The 21,030-nt window shown below is 38.0% G+C and carries 20 protein-coding genes; all 20 read left to right on the top strand.

Annotation, left to right across the window (positions count from 1 at the left end):
- Nucleotides 1-14 precede the first annotated feature (14 nt).
- Nucleotides 15-1,313 carry a homoserine dehydrogenase gene (locus tag G4D63_RS13285; protein WP_163180138.1) on the top strand — a complete coding sequence of 433 codons (1,299 nt, stop codon included), beginning with the start codon at nucleotides 15-17 and terminating at the stop codon, nucleotides 1,311-1,313.
- A complete protein-coding gene (gene thrC / locus G4D63_RS13280; protein ID WP_420837823.1) occupies nucleotides 1,306-2,388 on the top strand; it encodes a threonine synthase in 1,083 nt (360 codons plus the stop codon). Before G4D63_RS13285 ends, thrC begins: the two co-directional genes overlap by 8 nt.
- Nucleotides 2,375-3,295: a homoserine kinase gene (thrB, locus tag G4D63_RS13275; RefSeq protein WP_205603844.1), complete on the top strand. Its 921-nt coding sequence runs from the start codon at nucleotides 2,375-2,377 to the stop codon at nucleotides 3,293-3,295. The genes thrC and thrB overlap by 14 nt, the downstream gene beginning before the upstream one ends.
- A gap of 163 nt (nucleotides 3,296-3,458) precedes the next feature.
- The gene (locus G4D63_RS13270; RefSeq protein ID WP_163180135.1) at nucleotides 3,459-4,517 is read left to right on the top strand and encodes a M42 family metallopeptidase; all 1,059 of its coding nucleotides are present in this window, start codon (nucleotides 3,459-3,461) and stop codon (nucleotides 4,515-4,517) included.
- A 125-nt stretch (nucleotides 4,518-4,642) separates the two neighbouring features.
- Nucleotides 4,643-5,554, top strand: coding sequence for a ketopantoate reductase family protein (locus tag G4D63_RS13265; protein WP_163180134.1), 912 nt, complete (start codon nucleotides 4,643-4,645; stop codon nucleotides 5,552-5,554).
- Nucleotides 5,555-5,559: 5 nt separating this feature from the next.
- The gene (locus G4D63_RS13260; RefSeq protein WP_338023957.1) at nucleotides 5,560-7,227 is read left to right on the top strand and encodes a sigma-54 interaction domain-containing protein; all 1,668 of its coding nucleotides are present in this window, start codon (nucleotides 5,560-5,562) and stop codon (nucleotides 7,225-7,227) included.
- 311 nt (nucleotides 7,228-7,538) lie between these two features.
- Nucleotides 7,539-9,125, top strand: coding sequence for a long-chain-fatty-acid--CoA ligase (locus G4D63_RS13255; RefSeq protein WP_163180133.1), 1,587 nt, complete (start codon nucleotides 7,539-7,541; stop codon nucleotides 9,123-9,125).
- Nucleotides 9,126-9,141: 16 nt separating this feature from the next.
- Nucleotides 9,142-10,005: a branched-chain amino acid ABC transporter permease gene (locus G4D63_RS13250; RefSeq protein ID WP_163180132.1), complete on the top strand. Its 864-nt coding sequence runs from the start codon at nucleotides 9,142-9,144 to the stop codon at nucleotides 10,003-10,005.
- On the top strand, nucleotides 10,005-11,006 hold the full coding sequence (locus G4D63_RS13245; protein ID WP_163180131.1) for a branched-chain amino acid ABC transporter permease: 1,002 nt from the start codon (nucleotides 10,005-10,007) through the stop codon (nucleotides 11,004-11,006). The genes G4D63_RS13250 and G4D63_RS13245 overlap by 1 nt, the downstream gene beginning before the upstream one ends.
- Nucleotides 11,006-11,779, top strand: coding sequence for an ABC transporter ATP-binding protein (locus G4D63_RS13240; RefSeq protein WP_163180130.1), 774 nt, complete (start codon nucleotides 11,006-11,008; stop codon nucleotides 11,777-11,779). Before G4D63_RS13245 ends, G4D63_RS13240 begins: the two co-directional genes overlap by 1 nt.
- Nucleotides 11,763-12,470 (top strand): ABC transporter ATP-binding protein, encoded by a 708-nt coding sequence (locus tag G4D63_RS13235; protein WP_163180129.1) that lies wholly within the window; start codon nucleotides 11,763-11,765, stop codon nucleotides 12,468-12,470. The genes G4D63_RS13240 and G4D63_RS13235 overlap by 17 nt, the downstream gene beginning before the upstream one ends.
- Nucleotides 12,471-12,594: 124 nt before the next feature.
- Nucleotides 12,595-13,824 carry an ABC transporter substrate-binding protein gene (locus G4D63_RS13230; RefSeq protein WP_420837822.1) on the top strand — a complete coding sequence of 410 codons (1,230 nt, stop codon included), beginning with the start codon at nucleotides 12,595-12,597 and terminating at the stop codon, nucleotides 13,822-13,824.
- A 103-nt stretch (nucleotides 13,825-13,927) separates the two neighbouring features.
- On the top strand, nucleotides 13,928-14,338 hold the full coding sequence (locus G4D63_RS13225; RefSeq protein ID WP_163180127.1) for a PaaI family thioesterase: 411 nt from the start codon (nucleotides 13,928-13,930) through the stop codon (nucleotides 14,336-14,338).
- A 205-nt stretch (nucleotides 14,339-14,543) separates the two neighbouring features.
- On the top strand, nucleotides 14,544-15,707 hold the full coding sequence (locus G4D63_RS13220) for a thiolase family protein (RefSeq protein WP_163180126.1): 1,164 nt from the start codon (nucleotides 14,544-14,546) through the stop codon (nucleotides 15,705-15,707).
- 40 nt (nucleotides 15,708-15,747) lie between these two features.
- Nucleotides 15,748-16,896 carry an acyl-CoA dehydrogenase family protein gene (locus tag G4D63_RS13215; protein WP_163180125.1) on the top strand — a complete coding sequence of 383 codons (1,149 nt, stop codon included), beginning with the start codon at nucleotides 15,748-15,750 and terminating at the stop codon, nucleotides 16,894-16,896.
- A gap of 34 nt (nucleotides 16,897-16,930) precedes the next feature.
- Complete coding sequence (locus G4D63_RS13210; RefSeq protein WP_163180124.1) at nucleotides 16,931-18,115, top strand: thiolase family protein; 1,185 nt, start codon at nucleotides 16,931-16,933, stop codon at nucleotides 18,113-18,115.
- 47 nt (nucleotides 18,116-18,162) lie between these two features.
- Nucleotides 18,163-19,338, top strand: a complete 1,176-nt coding sequence (locus G4D63_RS13205; RefSeq protein WP_163180123.1) for an acyl-CoA dehydrogenase family protein — start codon at nucleotides 18,163-18,165, stop codon at nucleotides 19,336-19,338.
- Between the two features lie 38 nt (nucleotides 19,339-19,376).
- Nucleotides 19,377-20,141 carry a 3-oxoacyl-ACP reductase FabG gene (gene fabG / locus G4D63_RS13200; RefSeq protein ID WP_163180122.1) on the top strand — a complete coding sequence of 255 codons (765 nt, stop codon included), beginning with the start codon at nucleotides 19,377-19,379 and terminating at the stop codon, nucleotides 20,139-20,141.
- 16 nt (nucleotides 20,142-20,157) lie between these two features.
- A complete protein-coding gene (locus G4D63_RS13195) occupies nucleotides 20,158-20,607 on the top strand; it encodes a MaoC family dehydratase N-terminal domain-containing protein (protein WP_163180121.1) in 450 nt (149 codons plus the stop codon).
- Nucleotides 20,604-21,008, top strand: a complete 405-nt coding sequence (locus G4D63_RS13190) for a MaoC/PaaZ C-terminal domain-containing protein (RefSeq protein WP_163180120.1) — start codon at nucleotides 20,604-20,606, stop codon at nucleotides 21,006-21,008. The genes G4D63_RS13195 and G4D63_RS13190 overlap by 4 nt, the downstream gene beginning before the upstream one ends.
- Nucleotides 21,009-21,030: the final 22 nt, after the last annotated feature.

Below are 21,030 nucleotides of genomic sequence, written 5' to 3'. Positions count from 1 at the left end.
AGAGGTGAAGGGAAATGAATGACAAAAAAGTAAAAGTAGGTTTAATGGGTTTAGGAACAGTGGGAACAGGAGTCATTCGTTTAGTAGAAGGTCATCGGGATGACCTTACACAACAAACTGGTCTGCAAATTGAAATTGCAAAAGTTCTTGTCCAAAATCCGGGTAAAGAAAGAAGTATTAGTGTTCAGTCAGACCTTATGACAACGGATCCTTATAATTTACTGCATGATCCTGAAATTGATGTAATTGTAGAGGTTATGGGTGGGATTGACAACACCTTAGAATATATATTGGAAGCATTAAATCAGGGCAAGCATGTAGTTACAGCTAACAAGGATTTAATGGCAATCCATGGATCAACCATACTGAAAAAAGCTGCAGAGAAAAACTGTGATGTTTTCTATGAAGCTAGTGTTGCAGGGGGAATTCCTATCTTACGTGCATTGGTAGAGGGGTTTTCCTCTGACCGTATCACTAAAATGATGGGGATTGTGAACGGAACCACTAATTATATTTTAACGAAAATGAGTCAGGAAGGTGCTTCTTATGAAGATGTATTAAAAGAAGCACAAGCATTAGGTTATGCTGAGGCAGATCCCACTTCTGATGTTGGCGGATTAGATGCTGCAAGAAAAATGTCTATCTTAAGCACTTTAGGCTTCCGTGCTGGTGTAAACCTTGAAGATGTTTCCTGTAAAGGGATTACAGGAGTAACAAGTGAAGATATTGACTATGGTAAAAAGCTAGGTTATGTCATGAAATTAATAGGTATTGCCCAACAAAATGACGAGTTAATCGATGTTAGTGTAGAGCCAACATTAGTAAAACAATCCCATCCACTGGCTTCAGTAAACGGAGTATTTAACGAGGTATATGTTTATGGTGAGGCGGTTGGGGAAACGATGTTCTACGGCCCAGGTGCTGGAGAATTACCAACTGCTACTGCGGTTGTATCTGATCTCGTAACCGTTGTTAAGAATATAAAGCTTGGCGTTAATGGCAGAGGGATGGTTGCTCCATATAAGGTGAAGAAGCTAAAAACAGATGAAGAGATCCTAGGTAAGTATTTTATTAGATTAATTGTTGATGATAAAAGCGGGGTCCTCTCACAAGTGACCAAAACACTTGCAGATCACGATGTCAGTTTAGAGCAAGTGATGCAACAGCCATATAATAATGGAAGTAAAGCAGAGCTAATAATGGTTACACATACATCTTCAAAGAAAAGTATCCTAAGTATTCTAAAACAGCTTGAAGAATCAGACTATGTTAATGAAGTAAAGAGCTTTTATCGTGTGGAGGGTGGTGAGTAGGTTGGCAGGAATTATTGAACGGTATAAGGACTTTTTGCCTGTAACTGAAAAAACACCTAGATTAACGTTACATGAAGGAAACACTCCACTGTTGTTTGCACCTAGACTTTCGGAAAAGCTAGGTGTTGAGCTTCACTTTAAATATGAGGGGTTAAATCCTACAGGGTCTTTTAAGGATCGTGGCATGGTAATGGCTGTTGCTAAGGCTGTAGAGGAAGGCAGCCATACCATTATGTGTGCATCAACAGGAAACACCTCGGCAGCAGCTGCAGCCTATGCTGCGAGAGCAAACTTGAACTGTTTTGTGCTTATACCTGATGGAAATATCGCTCTTGGTAAATTAGCTCAAGCAATGATTTATGGTGCTACAATTATTGCAATTCAAGGTAACTTTGACGAAGCACTCTCAATCGTAAAGGAGATTACTTCAAGTCAGCCGATTACATTAGTAAACTCATTGAATCCTTATCGACTTGAAGGACAAAAAACGGCTGCCTTTGAAATATGTGATGAACTAGGAGAAGCTCCGGACATTTTAGCGATACCCGTCGGTAATGCCGGTAATATTTCAGCTTATTGGAAGGGGTTTGTCGAATATCAACAATACGGGAAGATTAAAGTTCCACCCTGCATGTATGGTTTTCAAGCAGCTGGTGCTGCTCCGATCGTTAGAGGAGAAATCATTGTTAATCCGGAAACGATTGCAACCGCCATTCGGATTGGTAATCCAGCTAGTTGGAACCTGGCAACAGATGCAATTCAATCTTCTCAAGGGTTAATAGATGAGGTAACAGATGAAGAAATCCTAGAGGCCTACCATATGCTAGCTTCAACAGAAGGGATTTTTGCTGAACCGGCATCTGCTGCTTCGTTTGCCGGCATCATCAAACTGAAAAAGCAACAGAAGTTAGAAGATGGCAAAAAAGTAGTCTGTGTACTGACTGGTAATGGATTAAAGGACCCTAATACAGCTATTAAGAAGGTAGCAACAGAGCCTGTAAGAGTTGATAGTAATTATAAATCTGTTATTGAAGTAATACAGCAATACTCTGGTGATTATTATGGAAAAGTTTGATGTTATAGTGAGAGTGCCCGGCAGCACAGCCAATTTAGGTTCTGGCTTTGATTGTATCGGGATGGCTCTTCAGTTATATACAACAATCCGAATGAAGAAAGCTCATGATCCAATCATTAAGTTAAAGGGCAACAATCTTGAAGGCATATCAACCAATCCAGATAATCTGGTTTATAAAGTAGCTCAATTAATTTTCAACAAGGCTAATATAGAGTGTCCTAACTTTGAAATAGAAATAGAAAGTGAAATTCCATTAACTAGAGGGTTGGGTAGTAGTGCTGCAGCTATTGTTGGAGCAATGGCTGCCGCAAATGTGCTAGCAGGAAACCCATTTAAGACAAGTGAACTGTATCAGTTTGCAACAGAATTAGAGGGCCATCCTGATAATGTTGGTTCATCTCTTTTAGGTGGAATCGTTATTGGAACCTGGGATCAGTCAAAAGTTTCATATATTCGTGTGCTTCCACCTAAAGATATAAAAGCAGTTGTAGCTATTCCGAATTTTGAGCTATCTACAAAATTAGCAAGAGATGTATTACCTAACTTCTATTCAATGAGAGATACTGTTCATGCCATCAGTCATTCTGCCCTTCTAGCCAGTGCTCTAGTTAGTGGAGATACCTCAGTACTATATGAAGCCATGAAGGATAGAATCCATCAGCCATATCGAACCAATTTAATACCTGGCATGGATATACTGCTAGAGAATAGTCAGCAATATGGGGCTTTAGGGATTGCCCTAAGCGGGGCAGGGCCCACTATTATCGCACTCACAAATAAAGAGAATAAAAGACTTGAAGATTATATGCATACGGTGCTATTAGAGCATGGCGTATCTTCGAGCATCACTACGTTGAAACCAGATGTAGATGGTATTACAATACAATCCTTCGTAAATAATTTATAGTAATGGGTAGAGTACGTCTTATAAAGGCGTGCTCTTTCTTAGTTTAAAAGGAAGTTTTTCCTATGAGCGCTAATCAAATATTGACGTACATAATAAAAGAAGATATTCTTAAAACAATTAACTTTTAACGATTTACAGTATTAAAGTAAAGGTGGAGAAGTATATGAAACAGCTTGTAAAAGAATTAACAGCTTTACATGGTCCATCTGGCTTTGAACAGCCTGTTGTTAAGTTTATCCTTGAGAAGCTCCAAAACAAAGTTGACGATGTTCGTGTCGATAGTCATGGTAATATTATCGCGAGGAAAATTGGTCAAACTAAAGGACCAAAAGTAGTCATTACAGCTCATATGGATGAGGTTGGATTTATTGTTAGAAAAATTGATGAAAACGGTTTACTAAGATTCGAACAATTAGGTGGCCACGATGAGCGTGTCCTGCCAGCTCAAAAAGTACAAGTAAGAACGAAGACTGGTTATTTAACTGGAGTCGTTGGAACAATTTCTGCTCATTATAGAAAGTTTGAACAAGATAGTAAAGTTAAAAAAATTAGAGAATCTTACATAGATATAGGCGCAGAATCAAGACAAGATGCAGAAGCACTTGGGGTATCATTAGGTGATCCTGTTACATGGCAACCAAGCTTTGACTTTTTAGGTGATGAACGTACTGGAAAGGTTGTTGGAAAAGGGTTTGATGATCGAGCAGGCTGTGCGGTTATTCTACAAACCATAGAAGAGCTTAAGGAATTTGCTGGTGAAGTCATTGCTATTTTTGCAGTACAAGAGGAAATTGGTTTAAGAGGAGCGAAAATTGCCATTGAATCAGTAGAAGCAGACTTGGCTGTTGCTGTTGACACTACTGCAGCAAGTGATACTCCTGAAACGGTTCAAGATGATATTATCCAAATCGGAAAAGGGACAGGCATAAAGGTTATGGACTTTAGCTTAGTTGCACACCCTGCAGTTAAAGAAAGACTTATTAATGTTGCCGAAGAGAACTCCATAGATTTCCAATATGAAATTTTTCCAGGAATAGGAACAGATGGTGGTGCGATTCATCTTGCAAATAGTGGAATTCCAACAGGGGTTCTATCAATACCTTCACGATACACGCATTCAGCTACTGAAGTCATTTCATTAAAAGACCTTGAAGCCACAAAAGATGTATTAAAGCATTTTATTCTTTCATTAAAGGAAGAAGATCAATTTACGTTTATCTAATAGTAAAAGGGTAGGAGTGAGAACTCCTACCCTTTTTTATGCAGGAAAAAATCAGCAATTGTTGAATATATATACTAAGAAAATTAAAACTATTCTCAATATTGACTTGGATAGAGGGGGTTTTTATGAAGATTGTTGTGGTAGGTACAGGGGCAATTGGCGGATACTTTGGAGGTTATTTACATAAGGGTGGGAATGAAGTTACCTTTATTGCAAGAGGTCAACATCTTTCGGTTATGAAAGAACAAGGCTTAAAATTATCTACGGAATTAAATGAATGGATCGTTCATGCAACTTTTACCGATCAATACGATGATATTTCGGATGCAGACCTTGTGTTATTTACCGTAAAATCAACCGAAACGAAAAGTACAATACAGAAAATTAAACCATATATGGATCAAGGAACTGCTCGTATCCTTACCTTACAAAATGGTGTTGACAATGAAGAGGTTTTAATAGAAATGTTTGGCATAGAAAGAGTGCTTACAGGATCAGCATATATCTCATCACAGGTGAAAGAGCCAGGTCATGTAGTACAACAAGGAAATCATGCAGTATTTATCGGTTGTCTACATCATTCACAAGAGCAGTTCGTGGAACAAATTTCATTGGCTTTTAAGGAAGCAGGTGTAACCTGTATCCTAACGGACCAAATTATGAAAAAAAAGTGGGATAAGCTTCTCTGGAATGTCACCTTTAATCCTTTGTCTGCTGTCTCAAAAGCAACAGTTGGAGAGATCCTTGATCACGAGCACCTTAATAACACAGCACATCAAGTACTAGAGGAAGCAATTAATATCGCAGTTGCGTCAGGTATTCCTATACATGAAGATATGAAAACCAGAATTTTCGTGGATGCTAATTCGGTCCGGTCTCACCAAACTTCTATGTTACAAGATCGTCTAAAAGGAAAGCCAATGGAAATACAATCTCTGTGTGGCTTCTTTGTAAGAAAAGGTCAAGAACTTGAGGTTGATGTACCAGTTATTAAAACGATTTATTCTTTACTGGCTTTTATCGAAACAAGAGGGTGAATGATGTGTTAGAACAGAGGCTCGATTTGTCCATTTTTGATCATGTTGTAACAAGTGGTAAAGGCGAAATTCTTTCTGTAGAGGTGAAGCGGGATCCCACCCTTCTAAGGCTCCTCAAATCCAAGCAGATTTTACAAGAATCATTTGATCAATGGGAGGAGAAAGAAAGTGGTATCGTATTAGCTACTAAACATGATTCGAAATACATGTTTCTATATAAAGAGTATCAACTAGATGATTGTTTTAGAATTTTCATTGTCCTAAATGGTGAATACTTATATACACTAGAGGAGCGCGTTAAGGAGCTGCATGAATCAAATCGAGAGCTAGATGCAATCATTGAAAGCTCATATGATGGGATTTATATAACTGATAAATTTGGTAATACATTGAAAACGAATTCAGCAATAGAACGGATCACAGGAATTCCAAAGCATTATTATCTAGGAAAAAACATTAGTCATTTAATGAAAAGGGGTATACTTGAAGAATCAGTTACACTTAAAGTGATTGAACAGAAGAAAACAGTGTCTGTGGTTCAAAAGAACTTTAATCAAAAAGAGACTTTAATGACAGGAAATCCAATCTTTAACGAAGAAGGCGAAATTGAAAAAGTTGTCACCAATATTCGGGATTTATCAGATCTGAACCAAGTAAATAAAGAGTTAGTTAAGGTTCAACAGCTTAATGAACAATATAAAGAGGAACTAATCAGACTGAAAACATTTACAGGACCGGATCAAGATGTCATCTTAAAAAGTGATAAGATGATTGAAATATATAATATGGTAGGCAGGCTAGCTAATTTCGATACGACCATCCTAATTCTTGGTGATACAGGAGTAGGTAAAGATGTATTAGCAAGACATATATACCGAATCAGTGACAGGTTTAATGAAGGACAATTAATCAAGATCAATTGCGGTGCTATACCTAAAGAACTTCTTGAATCAGAGTTATTTGGTTATGATGGAGGAGCGTTCTCAGGTGCTAACAAAACAGGAAAAGCTGGAATGTTTGAATTGGCTCATAAAGGAATGCTATTCCTGGATGAAGTTGGAGAGCTTCCTTTAGATTTACAAGTTAAGTTACTCAGGGCCATTCAAGAAAAAGAAATTATGAGGGTGGGAGGCACAAAGTCTAAAAAGATTGATGTTCGCCTCATTGCAGCAACGAACCGTGACTTAAAGGAAATGGTTAAGAATGGGTTATTCCGAGAAGATTTATATTACCGTTTAAATGTGGTTCCAGTTTCTGTGCCATCTCTAAAAGATAGACAAGATGACATTCTACCTTTAGTTCATTATTTTCTTGAAGTTTATAATAAAAAATATAATGTTTCTAAGTTGCTAGACAAGGAATTGCATAATTTCTTCTATTACTATAGTTGGCCAGGTAATGTGAGAGAGCTTTCGAACCTATTAGAACGGATGATCTTAACGATTCCCCATGATCATTTAACAGTTGCCGATTTACCGCTTGAATATAAAAGGGAAGATGAAATCACTACTTTTGCAGACGAGGAAAAATCATTAAAGGAAACCGTTGAATTGGCTGAGAAAACAGCTCTACAAAAAGCAATGCTCAAATATAGAACTACCTATGAAATAGCAAAACAGCTAAAAACTAGTCAGGCCTCTGTTGTAAGAAAGCTTCAAAAATATAAATTATAAAATAAAATATTTATTTTATTTTATAGGAATCTTATGATTTATCACAATAAAATTGAATGCGCTTCCAATAAAGATTCATTAGTGAATTTATAATTCATTAATGAATCGACAGACAATCATATAATTGTTAGAAAACTTAAAAAATTTAATCCATTTTTGAATCAAGTGACGAATTTATGAACTTTAATCATAGATTCGTCACTTGTTTTGTTTTTGGCACACTTCTTGCTTTTAAAAGGTGTATAAGAGTTTGCGCCTTTTCTCATCTAAAAAAGGAATTCTTTAAATGGAATAAACAAGGGGGAGAATGAATGGAAAGACCTTGGCTAAAGCATGTTGTAGAAGGAAATCCACATGAAATTGAAATACCAGAAATACCCTTAACTCAATTATTTCAACAGTCCGTTCAAAAGTATAAAGATCATACGGCTGTAACGTTCTATCACAAAACCTTTACTTATGGAGAATTGTACCACTGTATCCTTCGAGTTGCCTCCTCGTTGGCAAAACGAGGTATTAAAAAAGGTGATAGTGTTGCAATCATGCTTCCTAACTGTCCACAATATCCAATATCCTATTATGCAGCTTTAATGTGTGGAGCAACAATCGTTCAAATTAATCCAATGTATAAATCCTCAGAGCTTCTATATGTACTAAACGATTCCAATACCAAAGCACTTATTGTACTTGATCATTTACTACCTATTGCTGAAAGTATATTAGATCAAACACCAGTAGTTAACACGATTACCGTCTCATTTGAAAAAGAGAGTACTTTCGATCAATTACTTCAGGATGCTGATGTAAAGCTTCCAAATGTTGAAATTGATCCAAAGGAAGATGTTGCTGTTCTTCAATATACAGGAGGAACGACTGGACGATCTAAAGGTGCAATGCTAACTCACTACAATTTAGTGGCCAATACTTTGCAAAGTGCGGCTACTGCACAAATTAAAACCCGACTTGGAGAAGAGCGAGTATTAACGATTTCACCGCTATTTCATGTGTATGGGATGACTAGTGCAATGAACTTAACGTTCTTAAATGGAGGAAACTTAATTTTAGTTCCAAAGTTTGAAGTAGAGCAGGTTGTAAAAATTATTGAACAAACAAAGCCTACTGCATTTCCAGGGGTACCAACCATGTATATCGCCCTACTAACATACTATAAAAGTTATCAGTTTGATCTAAGTTGTTTAACAACTTGTACAAGTGGTTCTGCACCATTACCAGTAGAAGTAATTAATCGTTTTAATGAAATTAGTGGAACTTCGGTTGCTGAAGGCTATGGGTTATCAGAAGCTTCACCTGTTACTCATAGAAATCCAATCTCGGGGCTCCAAAAAAGAGGAAGTATTGGTATCCCAATTCCAAATACTGATGCGAAAATTGTAGATATCGCAACAGGAGAAGAAGATTTAGGTACTGGCGAGGTCGGGGAACTTGTTATTAAAGGTCCGCAGATCATGAAGGGATACCTGAATATGCCAGAGGAAACTGCCTCTACTATAAGAGATGGTTGGTTATATACTGGTGATCTAGCAATGATGGATGCGGATGGTTTTTTCTATATTGTTGGACGTAAAAAAGAGATGATCCTTGCAAGCGGCTTTAATGTGTATCCAATTGAAATTGAAGATGTAATTTATAGTCACCCAGATGTTCTTGAGGCAGCGGTCATTGGAATTCCTGATGAATATAGAGGGGAAACAGTAAAAGCGATTGTTGTGTTAAAGGAGAAAGATAGTCTACCAGAAGAAGACTTAATTCAATTTTGTCGTGAAAGATTAGCAGCCTACAAGGTTCCTAGTATCGTGACCTATGTTGATGAGTTACCTAAAACGGCAGTAGGAAAGATTTTAAAAAGAAAGCTAAAAGAGCTTTACTCGACTAAGTAGTAAGAGGAGGTAGGATATGGATATTTTATTACAGCAAATCTTCAATGGTCTCACTATTGGAAGCGTTTACAGTTTAGTGGCATTAGGCCTTACCTTAGTATATGGAATTCTGCATATACCAAACTTTGCGCACGGTGCCCTTTACATGGTTGGTGGGTATGTAACTTTAATGTTTATGGAAAGCTTCGGCTTTCATTATTGGATTGCCATATTCTTTTCTATTATTGTGATTGGATTGTTAGGCGTAGTGATGGAAAGATTAGTATTCAATCCATTGCGACATGCCCCACCTATACATGACAAGATCGCAGCTATCGGTATGCTTTTATTTTTAGAGGCATTAGTTCAGCTAGTTTGGGGAGCAGAATACAGAAGAATGATTTCACCTTACGATCAAGTAGTAGAGTTTCTTGGATTAACAGTTACCATTCAAAGGCTTTTAATTGTATTTACAGCTGTTTTAGTCATGGTACTACTATACTTATTCTTAAAAAAGACAATGACAGGTGCTGCGATTATTGCCATGTCACAAAATCGAGAAGGTGCATTCCTTGTTGGAATCAATGCTAATAAAGTTGCGATGATTACTTTCTTTATCTCAGGGGCATTAGCGGCGATTGCATCTTCTATTTCGTCACCTATTAATCTAGTGTTTCCAGGAATGGGGCATCTCGTTATATTAAAAGCTTTTGTCATCATCATAATTGGCGGTATGGGAAGTATTCCAGGTGCGATAATTGGAGGTTATATTATCGGCTTCTCAGAAAGCTTAAGCGCCACATTTATCTCAAATGATTATAAAGATCTAATCGCATTCCTACTTTTAGTTATTATCCTGACAATTAGACCCAAAGGGTTGTTTATTAAGGGGGTACAGTAATGTCAAACCTATTAAACAAGAGAAACTTGACAATCATTCTGTTTTTAGTTGCCGTTATTATTCCCCTAGTTACTGAAAATCAATATTATTTACACATCTTTTCCTCCATTTTTATTTGGACCATAGCTGTTTATGGATTAAATATGGTTGGTGGGTTTACGGGGCAGCTTTCATTGGCTCATGCAGGATTTTTTGCAATTGGAGCTTACTCATTAGGAGTATTGACAGTTAAAGTTGGTCTTAATTTTTGGCTATCGTTTATTCTAGCGATCATTATTACAACCGTGATTGGCTTCCTAATTGGACTTATTGCGCTAAGAACAAAAGAACACTTTTTTGCCATCTATACACTGTGTGTAGGGTATATCATTTATTTAATTATCTACAAGTGGGAAGCAGTTACAGAAGGGGTGAGAGGATTAATTGGAATTCCGGCACCAACACCTATTGGTCCGATTACATTCGACTCACCAAAATCAGTTTACTATTTAATGCTCTTCTTCTTAGTAGTTGCAATCTTCGTGTTTAAGAGAATTATTGACTCATTAGTTGGAAGAACGTTTATAGCAATTCGAAACAGTGAAGAACTAGCTCAAACCATTGGAATTGAGACAATGAAACAAAAATTGCTTTCCTTTGTGTTATCTACCTTTTTTGCAGGCTTAGCAGGAGCATTATATGCATCTTTTGTCCGCTTTATCGGCCCGGATATCTCTTATATCAATATCACGTTTGACATGCTTACCTATTTACTAGTTGGTGGAATAGGAACCATATCTGGACCGTTGGTGGGAACATTAATCATCATTTGGGTATCACAATACTTACAATTCTTACAAGATTATAGAATGCTTATATTTGGTCCGATCCTTGTACTATTGATTATTTTCTATCCACGTGGAATTGCTGGAGGAGTTCAAACCTGGTTGGCCAATCGAAAAGCTAAAAAAGCTAAAATCCTAATTCAACAGAATTCGGTTGCCGTAAAGGAGGAGAAATAATGCTAGTTCAAGTTAAGGGCTTGACCAAAAATTTCGGTGGGTTAACAGCAGTAGATCAGGTGGATTTTGAAATAGAAAAGGGAAAAGTAACGGCTATCATTGGACCCAATGGTGCCGGGAAATCAACCTTCTTTAATCTAATAAGTGGCTTTCATCAGCCCTCTAATGGTTCGGTTATATACGACGGCACAGATATTACAAAGTTGAGGTCATATGAAATTGCTAAATTGGGAATAGCTAGAACCTTCCAAACTACCCATTTATTTGAACAATCAACGGTGCTTGATAATGTCATTATTGGTCATCGCTTAAGAACAAAATCAGGGTTGTTTGATGCCATTTTCAATACAGCACGATTAAAAAAAGAAGAGAAGGAAAGTAGAGAAAAGGCGTTTGAAGTTCTTGATTTTGTAGGTTTAACGGAATTAGCACACCATCCCGTAGCTGGGATTTCACAAGAAGCTAAAAAGCGAACTGCTTTTGCATTAGCTCTAGCTACAGATCCATCAATTGTTTTTCTTGATGAGCCAGCAGCAGGTGTGAATCCTGAAGAAACGGACGGACTTGCTGACTTGATTAAGAAGATGGTTAACAAGGGAATTACGGTCTGCTTAATTGAACATAAGATGCAAATGATTATGAATCTAGCAGATAAGATCATGGTTTTAAACTATGGGAAGAAGATTGCAGAGGGTACGCCAGAAGAAATTAAAAATAATAAAGTGGTAATTGAAGCTTATCTAGGAGGTGGAGACGTTGCTGAAGCTAACTAATGTTTCTGTTCATTATGGATCATTTCAAGCACTTAGAAATATTAACCTAGAAGTAGAACAAGGTGAGCTGGTTGTACTTTTAGGGGCAAATGGTGCAGGTAAAAGTACCATTTTCCGAACGATTAGTGGATTAAGTAAACCATCTGACGGCACCATCCATTTTATGGATAAAAATGTTGGGGGAATGTCAGCTGATAAATTGGTTCAGGCAGGAATTGTGCAGTGTGCTGAGGGGAGAAAATTATTTCCACAGATGTCAGTTTCTGAAAATCTTATTCTAGGTGGTTATGTACATCGTAGAGATAAAGAAAAGCAAAAAAGTTCATTGCAGGAAGTATACGAATTATTTCCAATCTTAAAGGAAAAAAGAAACGACCCAGCTGGCTCTTTAAGTGGCGGTCAACAACAAATGCTAGCTATTGGTAGAGCCTTGATGGCACACCCAAAACTCATTCTTCTTGATGAGCCTTCAATCGGGCTAGCTCCTTTAATTGTAGAGCAGGTATTTGATGTTATTAAAAAAATAAACAAGAGTGGTACGACTGTACTTCTTGCAGAGCAAAACGCAAATGCTGCTCTTAAAATAGCAGATCGTGGCTATGTAATAGAAACGGGAAGAATCGTCCTTGAAGGGAAAAGTCAGGACTTATTTGAGAATGATGACATTCGTAAGGCTTATATTGGTGCTTAAGTTTCAATCATAAATCTATTTGAAATTAATGCCATTTAAAGGAGGTGAGCAAATATTTAAAAAGAATTTTCAATAATATTTGCTTTTAAACTATTAAATGATTAAAGGGGGAAAAGTAATGTTTATGTTTAAAAGATTATCTTTGTTCTTGATTTTACTACTGGCTCTTGTCTTCGTTGGAGCTTGTAGCACCACTCCTTCATCACAGCCTGCTGAAGAAGAACCAACAGAAACAGATTCTGGTACTGAAACAGAAACTGAAAAAGAAGAAGAAGTTGGCGTAGTCAATATTGGTTACAGTGGACCACTTAGTGGACCTGCAGCGTTCTATGGGAATAATACACTAAGCGGTGTAACAATGGCTGTTGAGGAAATCAATGCAAACGGTGGTTTCGAGGTTGCAGGGAAGAAGTATAATCTTAATCTCGTTTCCCTAGATGATAAATACTTACCAAATGAAACAGGCGCTAATGCTAAGAGACTAGTACAGGAAAATAAGACACCTATTATTTTCGTACCTCATAGTGGTGGAATTTTTGCAACACAAGTATTCAATATGCAAGATAAGTTCATTATTGGAGCCTATTCAAGTGAACCGAAAATTACAGAAGTGGGGAATCCTTTAACAGTACGAATTCCTCCTAAGTACAGCTCTTACATTGAGCCGTTCTCAAAGTATCAAATGGAAAAGTTCGGAAAGAAGATCGCCCTTCTCCCTACTGCAACTCAATATGGTAAGGACTGGACTGCTGCATTAGAACCGGGTTGGAAAGAATTAGGAGGAGAAGTTGTTTATAAGGGGTCAATTGACTTTAGTAAGGATACTGACTTCTTTACAATTGTTACAAACGCATTAAAGGAAAAGCCAGATGTACTATTTGTTGGTGGTCCTTCTGAACCAACGGCACTAGTTATGAAGCAAGCAAGAGAATTAGGTTTTAAAGGTGGATTCCTTATCATGGACCAAGCAAAGCTTGATGAAATTGAAGCTGTGCTTGGTGGAACAGAATTAATTGAAGGGTCTGTAGGAGTTCTTCCATTAGTGTACTCAAGATATGCAGGCAATGAGAAATTTATTGATGACTACAAAGCTGAGCACGGGAAAAACCCAGGTTCAGAAGCTGGATATCACTACTTAGCGACATACTTGTTTGTGGAGGCAATGAAAGCAGCTGGATCAGTTGATGATGCAGAAGCAATTAGAGCTAGCATTGAGGAAGGTCTAGCTAATGTACCGGCTGATAAGAAGATTTATGAAATCGATGAAATCGAAGACAATGGTGGATTAGTAACTCCGCTACGAATGGGTGTTGTTGAGAATGGGAAAATTGTCGACGTTTCATTAGATCAATAAAAATCAAAAATTGATATTACTAGAATTGTAGATGGTCGGTATTTATGCGACCATCTATGTTTTTGGGAAAATACAACTCGTTTTATGGAGAAAGGAGTTTATAATGACCACCAATTATACTAAGAATATCGGCCAAAGTGAGTTCTCGAATTTACTAGAAATAAAGACTGTTCAATTTGAGAAGGGTGATGTAATTCTGCAGCTTGAAATTGATGAAAAGCATATTAATGGTATTGACACCGTCCATGGAGGGGTGATTGCCACCCTCATTGACAATATTATTGGAGCTACGATAACTTCGATCGTTAACCTGCCATCGACCACGATTAATCTTAATATCCAGTATCTATCACCTGCCACGAGTGGAGTCCTAAGTGCAAAAGCTAATATGCTTCACATTGGTTACAAGATTGTAACGGGTGAAGGAATCATCGCAGATGAGAAAGGTAACGTCATCGCTAAGGGTACAGGTACATTTAAAATTCTCCATCCCAAAAGTCAGGAAATAAATTGATTCAACTTTGAATTAATGATTCAAAAGTGAATCAATCTCTATAATAGATTGCTATTTATACGATTCATTGTTGAATTAAAAGATTTTCAAATGCTTGATTTCCTCATGTGTTTGGTTGGCATAGTTCTTGCTTTAATATAGATGAGTATAAAAATGAAAAGGGTTTCATTTCCTTGTGCAACGATAAATCGAGAGGATGGTCAAAATGACAAAAGCCGTAATTGTATCTGCAGTTAGAACACCAATTGCAAAGAAAGGAGGGGCACTTGCTGGTTTAGACCCTTCAATATATGGAGCGATTGTTTTAAAAGAGGCATTAAAGCGTGTAAATGTTAACGGGGAAGATGTTGATGATGTTATATTAGGAAACTGCTTATCTGGTGGAGGTAACATCGCGAGACTTACATCACTTCAAGCTGAGCTTCCTTTTTCAGTGCCAGGTTTGACGATTGATAGACAGTGTGGATCTGGGATTAATAGTGTAGCTTTAGCTGCAGAAGCCATTGAAGCTGGAAAAGCACATGTCATTATCGCTGGTGGAACTGAAAGTATGTCACGGACTCCTTATTTATTAGCTCCACAGGAACGTGCATTTGATAGAATGCCACCTAAGTTTGTTTCCCGTCAGCTTTCTCCGGATTTTATAGGTGATCCTCCGATGGGAATTACTGCGGAAAATCTAGTTGAAAAGTACTCAATTTCAAGGGAAGAGCAGGATGAGTTCTCATTAAGAAGTCAACAAAGAATGGCGGCAGCGATGGAAAATAATTTATTTGAGGAACAAATTGTTCCCATTCCATTAAAGACGAGAAAAGGGGAATTTCTTTTCACAACAGATGAACATCCTCGTCCATCAATTACTTCATCAGATCTCGCAAAGCTTCCGCCAGCCTTCAAACAAGGGGGAAGTGTAACAGCTGGGAATTCTTCTGGAGTCAATGACGGGGCATCTGCGTTAGTAATTATGTCAGAAGAAGAAGCACAAAAAAGAGGATTAGAGCCTTTAGCCTATATTACAGACTGGGCGATTGCAGGTGTTGATCCTAACATCATGGGAATTGGTCCTGTACCTGCTGTACAGAAGCTTTTAGCACAAACAGGTAGTGAAATTAGTGATTATGATCTAATTGAAATTAATGAAGCGTTCGCAGCACAGGTTCTAGCTTGTGATCGTGAGTTAAACCTTGATATGGAGAAGGTTAATGTAAATGGTGGAGCAATCGCACACGGACATCCTATTGCTGCAACTGGTGGTATGCTCGTTACTAAGTTGGCTTATGAAATGAAACGACGTAATGTTTCGAAAGGATTAGTCACTGCGTGTATTGGTGGAGGTCAGGGCATTGCACTTGCACTAGAAAGAAAGTAGTAGCCTTTAATATTAGCTTTAGCAAGGAAGGAGTGATTCAATGGATTTTCAATTAGATGCAGAGATTGTATCTCTTAAAAATAATATTAGAGATTTTATCAAAAACGAAATAGAGCCGTATGCTATGCAAATAGAAGATGAGGATCATATTCCACAAGAGATTATAGAAAAGTCTAAGGAAATGGGTTTATTTAGCTTAAGTATTCCTGAAGAGTACGGTGGACTGGGTATTGGAATGGTTGGAAAATGTGCTCTATATGAAGAAATCGGTAAAACACATAATGGGTATACGACATTAATTGGCGCTCATACGGGAATTGGTTCAGTCGGAATTGTAGAGATGGGAAATGAGCACCAAAAACAAAAATACTTACCAGAGATGGCACGTGGAAATTTAATAGGTGCGTTTGCATTAACTGAGCCTCAAGCCGGGTCACATGCTACCAATCTTAAAACAACAGCGGTAAAAAAAGGCGACAAATATATCCTAAATGGTACCAAGCATTATATTACCAATGCGACAGTTGCTGACATCTTTACTGTTATGGCTGTTACTGATTCAAGTAAGGGTGCAAAGGGGATTACATCTTTTATTGTTGAAAGAGGAATGCCAGGATTTAAAGTGGGTGCAGTTGAACGAAAAATGGGATTGAGAGGATCACATTCAGCAGAGCTTGTTTTTGAGGATTGCGAAGTCCCAGAAGAAAATGTACTTGGTGAAATCGGTCAAGGTTATGTAAATGCTCTAAAGATATTAGCAAACGGAAGGGCAGGTCTGGCAGCAAGAAACCTTGGTTCATCCCAAAAGCTTCTTGATATGTGTATGGCACATGTAGAAGAAAGAGAGCAGTTTCATGTGCCAATTATTGAACATCAAGCCGTTGCGCACATGCTTGCTGATATAGCCTTAGAAATCGAGGTGCTCAGATCGTTTACTTATCGTGTTGCTTGGATGGTAGAACGTGGAGAGAAGGTAATTAAAGAAGCAGCCATGCTAAAACTTTATGGATCTGAGGTTTACAACCGAGTAGCAGATAAGGCCGTACAAATTCACGGAGGCCTTGGCTATATTAAAGACTTTCCTGTTGAACGATATTACCGAGATGCAAGGATTACAAGAATTTATGAGGGGACCTCTGAGATTCAAAAAAACATTATAGCCGCTCAATTAAGAAAAGAGTATAGCTAATTCTAAATAGACAGGTGTTATAGGGAGGTAATGCATGAAGGAGGAAATCGTAATTGTTAGTGCTGTTCGCACACCAATTGGACGCTTTGGCGGAACAATAAGGAATATAAGCTCAGGTGAACTTGGTTCGATTGTCATTAAAGAAGCCATTGAAAGAGCTGGTGTATCTCCTGAACAAGTTGATGAAGTAATCCTAGGTGAAGTTCGTCAATCCACTGAATCCTCAAATGTTGCCAGAGTTGCTGCGCTTCGAGCGGGTATTCCAGAATCTGCTCCAGCATTTACTGTAAACCGACTTTGTGCTTCAGGAATGCAAGCAGTTACATCGGGCATACAACAAATAGTCTTTGGTCAAGCGGATATCATTGTAGCTGGGGGGACTGAATCATTGAGTAAGTCGCCTATATACTTACGAAATTCTAGGTTTGGTGAAGGAACTCCTATTCTAGTGGACTCTAATCTTGAAAATGGCCAACAGCCGATGGAAACATACGGAACAAAGCTTGGTATGGGAATGACAGCTGAAAATGTTGCTGAGAAGTATAAGATCTCAAGAACAGATCAAGATCTATTTGCTTTTAACAGCCAACAAAAAGCAGCGCGTGCATTAGAAACTGGTGTTTATAACGATGAAACGATAGCAGTTAAAGTTAAAGATAGAAAAAAGGAATTACTTTTTGCTCAAGATGAGCATCCGAGGCCTGATACGACATTGGAAGCTTTAGCAAAATTAAAGCCTGCATTTAGAGAAGATGGTACAGTAACGGCTGGAAATGCTTGTGGTCGTAATGATGGGGCAGCGGCGATGGTGATTATGACAGCTACTAAAGCTAAGGAGTTGGGCCTTACTCCGCTTGCTAAAATTGTAGACTGGTCAACAGCTGGGGTCTCTCCTAATGTAATGGGTATTGGTCCTGTTCCAGCAATTAATCTGTTGTTGAATCGTACTAATAAAAGTTTATCTGATATTGGATTGATAGAGCTGAATGAGGCATTTGCTTCACAAGCCCTTGCTGTTATCAGAGAGGCTAAATTAGATCCAGATAAAGTAAATGTAAATGGCGGTGCAATTGCACTGGGGCACCCACTTGGAGCTACTGGTTGTAGAATTATGACAACTCTCCTTTATGAAATGAGAAGAAGAGAAGAACAATTAGGAATCGCTACTCTTTGTGTAGGTGGCGGGCAAGGAATGGCGGTTCTATTAGAGCTAGTTTAATAGACAATGAAGTTATGAAAGAAAAATAGAGAATGGAGTGGTATTTAATGCATTTACGTCTAACAGAAGAACAAAGAATGGTTCAAAAAACAATTCGAAAGTTTGTTGAAAAAGAATTAATTCCTCTTGAAAATGATGTACTTAGAAATGAAAGAGAAGGAAAGCCAAGTCTTCCTCCAGGAAAAATGAAGGAACTACAGCTAAAAGCAAAGGAAGCTGGTTTTTGGGGAATTAATACACCTGAAGAATATGGTGGAGCAAACCTTGGTCAAATGATGATGGCTATCGTGCTAATGGAGGTTTCTAAAACGTTTGTTCCTTTTACATTTGGAGGATCGGCAGATAATATCCTTTACTATGGAAATGATGAGCAAAAACAAAAATATCTATTACCAACTATTAACGGTGACAAGAAGTCATGCTTTGCAATGACTGAGCCAGGTGCTGGTTCAGACACTAGAAACATAAAAATGACTGCTGTAAAGGATGGAAATGAATGGGTACTGAATGGTGAAAAGACCTTCATCACTGGTGGGAATGATGCGGACTTTGTAATGGTTATTGCCATTACTGATAAGGAAAAACACCAAGCCACAGGGCGAGATGGGGTTACTTGCTTCATCGTTGACAGAGATATGGGATGGAAATCTGAGTACATTCATACAATGGGTGAATGGGGACCTGCTGGGCTTGTATTTGATAATGTCCGTGTTCCAGAAGAAAATATCTTGGGAGAAGTAAACGGCGGATATAATCTAGGTTTAGAGTGGATTGGATTTGCTAGGTGGATTGTAGGAGCTAGAGCTGTTGGATCTGCGGAAAGGCTCCTACAGATGGCTATTGATTATGCGAAGGAAAGGGAAACCTTTGGAAAGCCAATTTCAGAACGTCAGGCCATTCAATGGCAAATTGCAGACTCAGCAGTAGAAATAGAAGCAGCGAGATGGCTGGTCTTAAATGCTGCATTTACTCTTGATGAAGGAGAAGATAACCGACACGTAGCGTCAATTGCTAAATTATATGGAGCAAATATGGGGAATAACGTAGTTGATCGTGTGCTGCAAATCCATGGAGGTATGGGTTATACGAGAGAACTTCCAATTGAGCGCTGGTACCGTGAAGCGAGACTTTGGAGAATTTATGATGGTACGGATGAGATTCAACGCTTAATTATTGCTAGAAATCTATTAAAAGGACATGTGAAGGTAGGACAATTTATATAATTTATAGAATAATTAAGTTAGTAGGGGGAGGAATGGAAATGACAGGAAGATTTCAAGGAAGAGTTGCGTTTGTCACAGGGGGAAGTAGAGGTATTGGTCGAGCAATCGTTGAGCAGTTTGCAGAAGAAGGTGCAAAAGTAGCGATTATCGATGTTAACGAAGAAGCACTACAAGAAGTAAGTGCAGCATTAACGGAAAAAGGGTATGACTTTTATACAAAAGTAGCGAATGTAGTAAACGGTGCTGAAGTAGAGCAAGCGATGGAAGAGGTTTATAATACTTTTGGATCAATAGATATCCTAGTTAATAATGCTGGAGTTATTCGTGATAATCTATTATTCAAAATGACAGATCAAGATTGGGATACCGTAATGGATGTTCATTTGAAAGGCTCGTTTAACTCGGTACGTGCTGTTCAAAAGTATATGGTTGAACAAAAGTATGGAAGGATTGTTAATATCTCTTCTACCTCTGCTCTTGGTAACCGTGGTCAGGCAAATTATGCAACAGCCAAGGCAGGCTTACAAGGGTTAACTAAAACACTTGCCATTGAACTTGGTAAATTTGGTATAACCGCTAATTCTGTTGCACCTGGATTTATCGAGACTGACATGACAAGAGAAACTGCCGCAAGAATTGGAATCTCTTTTGACGACTTAATTAATGCAAGTGTAGCGAAAATTCCAGTAGCTCGTAGTGGAAAGCCTAGCGATATCGCCAACGCTGTAGCATTCTTTGCTGATGAAAAATCATCATTTGTTAATGGGCAAGTGATTTATGTAGCAGGCGGACCTAAAAATTAATTTTGAGGTGAAGTTTATGTATCATGATTCGATTGGGAAGCGTTCTAATAAAGTTAAAAATGTTGTAGAAAGAGGAGCAGTAAAAAAGTTTGCCGAGTCGATTGGTGATCCTCATCCTATTTTTATTGATGAAGAAACTGGAAAACATTCAAGATATAAAGCAAATATAGCTCCTCCGACTTTTCCGAGAGTATTTGATTACGGTGTGATTAATGACTTGAAGTTACCTTCAAAAGGATTAATACACGGAGAACAAGTTTTTCATTATGAAAGACCGTTATTAGTTGGGGAAGAACTTCTATGCTATCAAGAAGTAAGTAAATACTATGAGAGAAAAGGTAGTTTTGGGGATATGGGCTTCTTGGTCATAAAGGTATATGGTGAAACCTTAGCGGGAGAGCTTGTCTTTACAGCCGACCAGGTTGTGATTATTAATGAAGCTGTAAGAAAGGCGATGAGCGTATGACTAGTTTAAGAGAGTTACAAGTCGGAGAGTCACTTGAGAACATTCAATTAACTCCTGTATCTAGATTAGACTTAATTAAATACGCGGGAGCATCCGGTGATTATAATCCTATTCATACCATTGATGAGGAAGCGGAGAAAGCGGGATTGCCTGGAATTATTGCTCATGGAATGTGGACAATGGGTAACTTAGCGAAGCTATTTACTCCTTATTATGAAGAAGGATTTATTCAAGATTATCAAATTAGGTTCAGAAGTATGGTGTTCCTTAATGATGTAATTACATTAAAAGCAACACTTAAAGAAATGTCTGATGAACAATTAAATTTTGATGTCGCTGCTGTAAACCAGGATGACAAGGTAGTAATAAAGGGATCAATCAAATTCTCAACCTATTCATAATAGGTGTTGAGTCTAGGAGGAA

The sequence above is a fragment of the Bacillus mesophilus genome, from assembly GCF_011008845.1.
GTDB lineage: Bacteria > Bacillota > Bacilli > Bacillales > SA4 > Bacillus_BS > Bacillus_BS mesophilus.
The sequence above is the reverse complement of the archived record's forward strand: the minus strand, read 5'-3'. Positions and strand labels throughout refer to the sequence as shown.